The sequence below is a fragment of the Sphingomonas sp. Leaf38 genome (assembly GCF_001421825.1).
Taxonomy (GTDB): Bacteria; Pseudomonadota; Alphaproteobacteria; order Sphingomonadales; family Sphingomonadaceae; genus Sphingomonas.
This window is the reverse complement of record NZ_LMLD01000011.1, coordinates 631,942-639,226: the sequence shown is the minus strand read 5'-3', so window position 1 is coordinate 639,226 and position 7,285 is coordinate 631,942. Positions and strand designations below refer to the sequence as shown.

The 7,285-nt window shown below is 67.3% G+C and carries 6 protein-coding genes; 4 read left to right on the top strand and 2 right to left on the bottom strand.

Annotation, left to right across the window (positions count from 1 at the left end):
- Nucleotides 1-299 precede the first annotated feature (299 nt).
- Nucleotides 300-1,253, top strand: coding sequence for a glutathione synthase (gene gshB / locus ASE88_RS10320; protein ID WP_056477936.1), 954 nt, complete (start codon nucleotides 300-302; stop codon nucleotides 1,251-1,253).
- Nucleotides 1,254-1,418: 165 nt separating this feature from the next.
- Nucleotides 1,419-2,018, top strand: coding sequence for a DedA family protein (locus ASE88_RS10315; RefSeq protein ID WP_055873586.1), 600 nt, complete (start codon nucleotides 1,419-1,421; stop codon nucleotides 2,016-2,018).
- A gap of 9 nt (nucleotides 2,019-2,027) precedes the next feature.
- Here ASE88_RS10315 and ASE88_RS10310 read toward each other — a convergent pair whose 3' ends face one another.
- Nucleotides 2,028-2,897, bottom strand: coding sequence for a tyrosine recombinase XerC (locus tag ASE88_RS10310; RefSeq protein ID WP_056479364.1), 870 nt, complete (start codon nucleotides 2,895-2,897; stop codon nucleotides 2,028-2,030).
- A gap of 153 nt (nucleotides 2,898-3,050) precedes the next feature.
- Between ASE88_RS10310 and ASE88_RS10305 the strand changes: the two genes are divergently transcribed.
- Both ASE88_RS10305 and ASE88_RS10300 read left to right on the top strand, forming a co-directional pair.
- Nucleotides 3,051-4,511, top strand: a complete 1,461-nt coding sequence (locus tag ASE88_RS10305; RefSeq protein ID WP_056477934.1) for a diguanylate cyclase domain-containing protein — start codon at nucleotides 3,051-3,053, stop codon at nucleotides 4,509-4,511.
- Nucleotides 4,512-4,631: 120 nt separating this feature from the next.
- Nucleotides 4,632-6,803 (top strand): primosomal protein N', encoded by a 2,172-nt coding sequence (locus ASE88_RS10300; protein ID WP_056477932.1) that lies wholly within the window; start codon nucleotides 4,632-4,634, stop codon nucleotides 6,801-6,803.
- 209 nt (nucleotides 6,804-7,012) lie between these two features.
- On the opposite strand, the gene ASE88_RS10295 is transcribed toward ASE88_RS10300, so the two are convergent.
- Nucleotides 7,013-7,267 (bottom strand): ATP synthase F1 subunit epsilon, encoded by a 255-nt coding sequence (locus ASE88_RS10295; RefSeq protein WP_055873595.1) that lies wholly within the window; start codon nucleotides 7,265-7,267, stop codon nucleotides 7,013-7,015.
- Nucleotides 7,268-7,285 lie beyond the last annotated feature (18 nt).

Genomic DNA, 7,285 nt, shown 5'->3' with positions numbered 1-7,285 from the left:
ATCTGATGCCGCGCTATGCCGGGGCGGGCGACGATATCCGGGTCGACGTGATCCTGCTCGCGCCGGGCATGCGACCCCGGCATATCGAGAATGCGTGGATTGGATAGGGGGGCTCGGCTGACCCTCTTTCCGTCATCCTGACGAAAGTCAGGACCCAGGATTACTCTGGGAATCCCTGTTTGGCTCTGGGTCCTGACTTTCGTCAGGATGACGGTAGGGGGCGTGACGAAGGGTAGGTGACCGGGTGACTTCGCCCCCGCGCACACCTACATGCGCTCGATCGCATAGAAGGAAGACGCATGAGCCTCACCGTCGCCGTCCAGATGGACCCGCTCGACAGCATCAACATCGCGGGCGATTCGAGCTTTGCGTTGATGCTGTCGGCGCAGGAGCGTGGGCATCGCCTCTTCCATTATGCCGCCGAGGACCTGAACTACCGGGACGGCCGTGTCTGGGCGAAGGCGCATCCGGTGACCGTCCAGCGCGTCGTCGGCGATCATTTCTCGGTCGGCGCGGCGGTCGACCTCGACCTTGGCGACGAGGCGGACGTCGTCCTGATGCGACAGGATCCGCCGTTCGATCTCGGCTACATCACCGCCACGCATCTGCTCGAGCGGATCGCGCACAAGACCCTGGTCGTCAACGATCCGGCACAGGTCCGCAACGCGCCCGAAAAGGTGTTCGTACTCGATTATCCGCAGTTCATGCCGCCGACGCTCGTCACGCGGAGCCTCGACGAGGCGCGCGCGTTCCTGGCCGAACACGGCGCGATCGTCATCAAGCCGCTGCACGGCAATGGCGGCAAGGCGATCTTCAAGGTCGAGTCGGATGGCGCCAATCTGTCGGCGCTGATCGAGGTCTTCAACATGACGTGGCGCGAGCCGCACATGGTGCAGGCCTTCCTCCCCGACGTGGCGAAGGGCGACAAGCGGATCGTGCTGGTCGACGGCGAGATCGCGGGTGCGATCAACCGGCTGCCCGGCGAAGGCGAGATCCGCTCCAACCTCGCGGTCGGCGGTTCGGCGGAGAAGACCGCGCTGACCGACAAGGAGCGCGAGATCTGCGCGGTGCTCGGGCCCGAACTCAAAAAGCGCGGGCTGTTGTTCGTCGGGATCGACGTGATCGGGGGCACGTGGCTGACCGAGATCAACGTGACGTCGCCTACGGGCATCGTTGCGATCGAGACGTTCGACGGGACCGATGTCTCGGGCATGATCTGGGATGCGATCGAGGCGAAGGTCGCCGCGCGCTAGGCTTTCCAAACACACCACCCCGGCGAAGGCCGGGGCCCAATTGGAAAGGTTGCGGTAACGGAGCGCGACCCTTCGCCACTGCCGTCCCCCAATCGGGCCCCGGCCTCCGCCGCGGTGATACTATCCCGCGGAACCCATCCGGCGTCCCGGCAGTATCTCATACCCATGACAGAATTCATTCTCGATCTCATCGCCTGGGGCGGATATTTCGGTATCTTCCTGCTGATGGCGCTCGAGAATATCGTCCCGCCCGTACCGTCCGAGGTCATCATGGGGCTTGGCGGCATGGCGGTGTCGCGCGGCAACATGACCGTCGTGCCGCTGATCGCCTGGGGCACCGCGGGCTCGGTCGTCGGCAATTACTTCTGGTATTATATCGGCCGCAACATCGGCTACGAACGCTTCCGGCCGTTCATCGAACGCAACGGCCGCTGGCTGACGATGGAATGGTCCGACGTCGAGAAGATCCACCGCTTCTTCATGAAGCGAGGGGGCTGGGTGATCTTCGTGTTCCGCTTCATGCCGACCTTCCGCACCGTCATCTCACTGCCCGCGGGGATGACGCGGATGCCGATCTGGCAGTTCGTGATCTGGACCGCCGCGGGCAGCGCGATCTGGAACACCGTGCTCACCTATGCCGGTATCCTGCTCGGCTCGCATTTCTCGCAGCTCGACCGTTATGTGGGACCGGTTGCGGTGGCGACGTTCGTCGTGATCTTCGCGGGCTATGGCTGGCGCGTATTGACCTGGAAACCCAAGGGCTAGGCGCGCGCGTCAGCCATGCGGATGCGCGTTGCGATAGACGTCCATCAGATGCGCGGCATCGACCTGCGTATAGACCTGCGTCGAACTGAGGCTGGCATGCCCCAGCAACTCCTGCAGCGCGCGCAGGTCCGCGCCCCGCCCCAGCAGGTGCGTCGCAAAGCTGTGGCGCAGCGCGTGCGGCGTGGTCCGGTCGCCCAGCCCCAGCCGCACCCGCACCGCCTGCACCGTGCGACGGATCATCACCGGCGACAGCGGACCGCCCTTGGCGCCGCGGAACAGCGGTTCGTCGCGCGAGACCGGCCACGGCGTCTGTGCTACATAGGCCTCGATCGCGGCGCGGACCTGCGGCAACAGCGGCACGATGCGGGTCTTGGCGCGCTTGCCGGTCACCCGGATCGTCTCGCCGAGCGGGAGGATGTCGCCAGCCAGCGTCACCGCCTCGCCGATCCGCAATCCTGCGCCGTAGAGCAGCAGCAGCACCGCCCAGTCGCGCGCGCCGATCCAGGGTTCGGCCGCATCGTCTGCCACCTCATCGGCCAGCGCCAGCGCGTCCGCAGGCGAGACCGGTCGCGGCACGCCGGCTTTCACCCGCGGCCCGCGCATCCGCGGTTGCGCCGCGTCGGCATTGGCCCAGGCCAGGAACCCGCGCACCGCGGACAATTCGCGTGCGGCGGAGGCATTGCCCAGCCCGTGCTCGCGACGATCGGCGAGATAGGCGCGGAGATCCGACGCGGTCACATGCGCCAGAGCGGCGCGGTCGACCCGTTCTCCCCAATGCGCCTGCAGGAACGCGGTCAGGCGCTCCGCGGTCGCACGATAGGCACGGATGGTGTGCACCGACCGGCGCCGGTCGCGCGCGAGATACTCACCCCACAGCATCGATGCCGGCAGGGCATGACGATCAATCGCATCCAATTCGGTGTGATTACCTTCCAAGTTGGTAGACGATTGGGTGTCGATCATGGTCATTCGGTGGACAGTATCCTGATGTCTCGCCAAAGAAAATTAACGTCCTCGCTTTATTAGATCGCCATGACCTCTGCACTGCCCACGACCGATATGTTCGCGGACGAGACACGACGGTTGGCCGCGCTGCACGCGCTTGCTTTGCTCGACAGCGAACCCGAGCGCGAATTCGATGCGCTGGTCGCGCTGGCCGCGGAAATGCTCGGTTGCCCGACCGCGATGCTGACGCTGGTCGATACCGATCGGCTGTGGATCAAGGCGACGAGCAAGGGCGATCGCGGCGAGATCGCGCGCGATGTCGGGATGTGCACGCACACGATCCAGGGGAGCGTCCCGCTGGTCGTCGACGACCTGACCCGGGATCCGCGCTTCGAATCTAGCCCGATCGTCTCCCCGGAGGGCGGCTTGCGCTTCTATGCCGGCGCACCGATCCACGCGGTGGACGGCGTCGGCGAGCGTCACGCGATCGGTGCACTGTGCATCGTCGATACCGTGCCGCGCAGCCTGAACGACGCGGGTCGACGCGCGCTGACGCATTTGGCGACGCTGGCGGAGACGACGATCGCCGCGCGGTCCGCGGCGCAGAAGGCATTGTCGATAGCGCAGACCGCGGATCGCCAGGCGGCAGCGCTCGTGCGCCAGGACCGGATCTTTCGCCAGGCAGAGCGGATGGCGGCATTCGGATCTTGGCGCCTGGACTTCGCCGACGATCGCCTCGAATGGTCCGACGGCGTCTATCATATCTATGGACTGCCGATGACCGCGCCGCCGACGATGGCGGTGGCGATGGATTTCTATCCCCCATATGCGCGCGCGGAGATCACGGCGGGGATCGCGCGGGCGATCGAAACGGGCGAGTCGCTGGATCTCGAAGTCGATTTCAGGACCGTGCAGGGCGAGCAGCGCCGCGTCCGGGTGTTGGGCGAATTCGAGGAAGCCGGCGATGCGCCGGGTGCGCTGGTCGGGGTGTTTCAGGACGTCACCGAACGGCATGCGCTCGAACTGACGCTGCGGCGCAGCGCGGACACCGATTCGCTCACCGGCATCGCCAACCGGGCGGCGTTCGATCGTGCGCTCGATACCGCGATGACGCGCGCGCATGAGCATGACACGCCGCTGCTGCTCGCGCTGCTCGATCTGGACGGGTTCAAGGCGATCAACGACACGCTGGGTCATACGGCGGGCGACGACGTGCTGCGCGGGGTCGGGCGCGTGCTCGAGGCACCGTGGCTCAAGGGCAGCTTCGCCGCGCGGCTGGGCGGCGACGAGTTTGCGGTGATCGTCGACGATGCGGTGCTATCGGTCTCGCCGGACTATGTCTGCCGCCGACTCGAAGAGGCGTTGCGCTTTCCGATCGCGATGAGCGGTCTGGCGATGGTCAGTGCGGGCACCGTCGGGATCGCGACGCTGGACCGCGATTGCCACACGATCCGCGACTTCGTCCACCGCGCCGACACGATCCTGTATCAGGCGAAGCGCGCGCGGGTCGGCGAACGGCGGCGCACCGAGCGGCGCAACGTGGCATAGGTCCCGTTCGCCGGCCGGTTGCTGGCAGCGGACCCTGAGGGTCGCTTGTTGATCCAATCCAGCCGCCCGGCGCGCGCAGACGGTTCACGCGGACTCGATCCGCCCCCATATACTGCGCCGATGTCGTCTCGCGCCCGTGTCCTGATCCTGAACGCCGCCCTCGGGCCGCTCGACTACCGCGTGCCTGCCGGCATGGAGGTCGGGCCGGGCTCGATCGTCGTCGCGCCGCTGGGGCCACGGCAATTGCTCGGCGTGGTCTGGGAAGCGGAGCGGATGCCGTCCGATGCGGAGGTCGGCGACAACCGGTTGCGCAATCTGCTGGCCGTGGCCGACGTACCGCCGCTGGGGGCGCCGTTGCGGCGGCTGGTCGAGTGGACCGCGGATTATTACCTCGCGCCGACCGCGTCGGTTCTGCGGATGACGCTCGCCTCCACCTCGGCGCTGGAGGGCGCGCGGACGGCGGTCGAGTATCGCTCGACCGGGGTCGTGCCGCCGCGCCTGACCCCACAGCGCGAGCAGGCGCTTGAGCGGATCGGCGACCGCCAGGGTCTGATCCGCGAATTGGCGACGCTGGCGGAGGTCAGCGACGCGGTGGTCCGCGGGCTGGTGAAGGTCGGCGCGATCGAGGCGGTCGAGGTGAGCATCGACGTCCCCTACCCCATGCCGGATCCGGCATATCACGAGCCGATCCTGTCGGAGGATCAGCGCGCGGCGGCGGATGCTCTGGTGGCGGGGGTGGCGGAGCACGCGTTCCACCCGACGTTGCTCGACGGGGTTACCGGCTCGGGCAAGACCGAGGTGTATTTCGAGGCGGTCGCGCAGGCGATCCGCGACGGCCGCCAGACGCTAGTGCTGCTGCCCGAGATCGCACTCACAGAACCCTTCCTCAAGCGCTTCCACGACCGGTTCGGGTGCGAGCCGGTCGCGTGGCATTCGGGGCTGCGCTCGACGCAGCGTCGGCGTGCGTGGCGCGCGATCGCGAGCGGCGAGGCGCTGGTGACGGTCGGGGCGCGCTCGGCGCTGTTCCTGCCCTATCGCGATCTCGGGCTGATCGTCGTCGACGAGGCGCACGAGACGAGCTTCAAGCAGGAAGAGGGCGTGCATTATCATGCGCGCGACGTCGCGGTGATGCGCGGCAAGTTCGAGGGGTGCCCGGTCATCCTCGCGTCGGCCACGCCTGCGATCGAGACCCGGCAGCAGGTCGCGACCGGGCGCTATGCCGAGCTGAAACTGCCCGGCCGGTTCGGCGTCGCGGAGATGCCGACGATCGAGCCGATCGACCTGATCAAGGACCCGCCAGAGCGCGGCCGGTGGCTGGCGCCAAAGCTGGTCAAGGCGATGCAGGCGACGCTGGAGCGGCGCGAGCAGTCGCTGCTGTTCCTCAACCGCCGCGGCTATGCCCCGCTGACTCTGTGCCGGACGTGCGGGCACCGGTTCCAGTGCCCGAACTGCACCGCGTGGATGGTCGAGCACCGGCTGACCAACCGCCTAGCGTGCCATCATTGCGGCCATGCCGAACCGACGCCGCGCGTGTGTCCCGAATGCAAGGGCGAGGATACGCTCGTTGCCTGCGGGCCGGGGGTCGAGCGGATCGCCGATGAGGTGGCGGCGCTGTTCCCCGAGGCGAAGACCGCGGTCGTGACGTCGGACACGATCTGGTCCCCGGCCAAGGCCGCCGAGTTCGTCGGGCGGATGGAGGCGGGCGATATCGACATTGTCGTCGGCACGCAGCTGGTGACGAAGGGCTATCACTTTCCGAACCTGACATTGGTCGGCGTGGTCGATGCGGACCTGGGCCTCGACGGCGGCGATCTGCGCGCGGCGGAGCGTACCTTTCAGCAGATCCGGCAGGTGTCGGGGCGCGCGGGGCGTGGCGAGAAGCCGGGGCACGTGTTCATCCAGACTCACAGCCCGGGCGCGCAGGTGATGCAGGCGCTGATCACCGGCGATGCGGATGCGTTCTACGCGGCGGAAACCGACGCGCGCAAGGACGCGGGTGCGCCGCCGTTTGGGCGCTACGCCGCGATCGTGGTCTCGTCGGAGGACCAGAAATGCGCGCACGAAACCGCCAAGCTGGTCGGGCGGAGTGCGCCCGAGGTCGAGGGCATGCACGTCTATGGGCCCGCCCCTGCCCCACTGGCGATGCTGCGCGGGCGGCACCGGTACCGGCTGCTGGTCCACGCCAAGCGTGCGCTCGACGTGCAGGATGTGATCCGGGAGTGGCTGGGGAAGCTGGACTGGCCGTCCAAGGCGCGGGTGACCGTCGACGTCGACCCGTATAATTTTCTGTAGGCCGGGGGAGAGCCTCCTCCGAACACCGCCACTACCCCGGCGAAGGCCGGGGCCCAATTGGGGGACAGCGGAAACGCGTCGAAGCGCGTATCATCTGCGTCGCCCATTTGGGCCCCGGCCTTCGCCGGGATGGACGAAACAAAAAGGTTTGTTCACCCGCGAAGGCGGGTGCCCAGACTGGGTCCCCGCCCTCGCGGGGACACAAATCTTTACTCGCCCGCGTGCTCGGCCAGCACGGTCAGCCCCTTGGCGCTGACCTCGGCGAAACCACCGCGGATCGCGATCGTCTCGGGCGTGCCGTTCTGCGTGCGATACACCTGCACGCCGCCATCGCGGACCGTCGACATGAACGGCGCATGGCCTTCCAGCACGCCGAAATCACCCTCGGTACCGGGGACGACGACCATATAGACCTCCTCCGAACGGACGAGCTTTTCTGGCGTGACGAGTTCGAAATGCAGCATCTTATTCGCCTTCTCCCT

Coding starts and splice junctions, on each gene's coding strand:
- ASE88_RS10310 (WP_056479364.1), bottom strand. CDS start 2,897: ATGCTGTGGGGTGAGTATCTCGCGCGCGACCGGCGCCGGTCGGTGCAC.
- gshB (WP_056477936.1), top strand. CDS start 300: ATGAGCCTCACCGTCGCCGTCCAGATGGACCCGCTCGACAGCATCAAC.
- ASE88_RS10295 (WP_055873595.1), bottom strand. CDS start 7,267: ATGCTGCATTTCGAACTCGTCACGCCAGAAAAGCTCGTCCGTTCGGAG.
- ASE88_RS10300 (WP_056477932.1), top strand. CDS start 4,632: ATGTCGTCTCGCGCCCGTGTCCTGATCCTGAACGCCGCCCTCGGGCCG.
- ASE88_RS10305 (WP_056477934.1), top strand. CDS start 3,051: ATGACCTCTGCACTGCCCACGACCGATATGTTCGCGGACGAGACACGA.
- ASE88_RS10315 (WP_055873586.1), top strand. CDS start 1,419: ATGACAGAATTCATTCTCGATCTCATCGCCTGGGGCGGATATTTCGGT.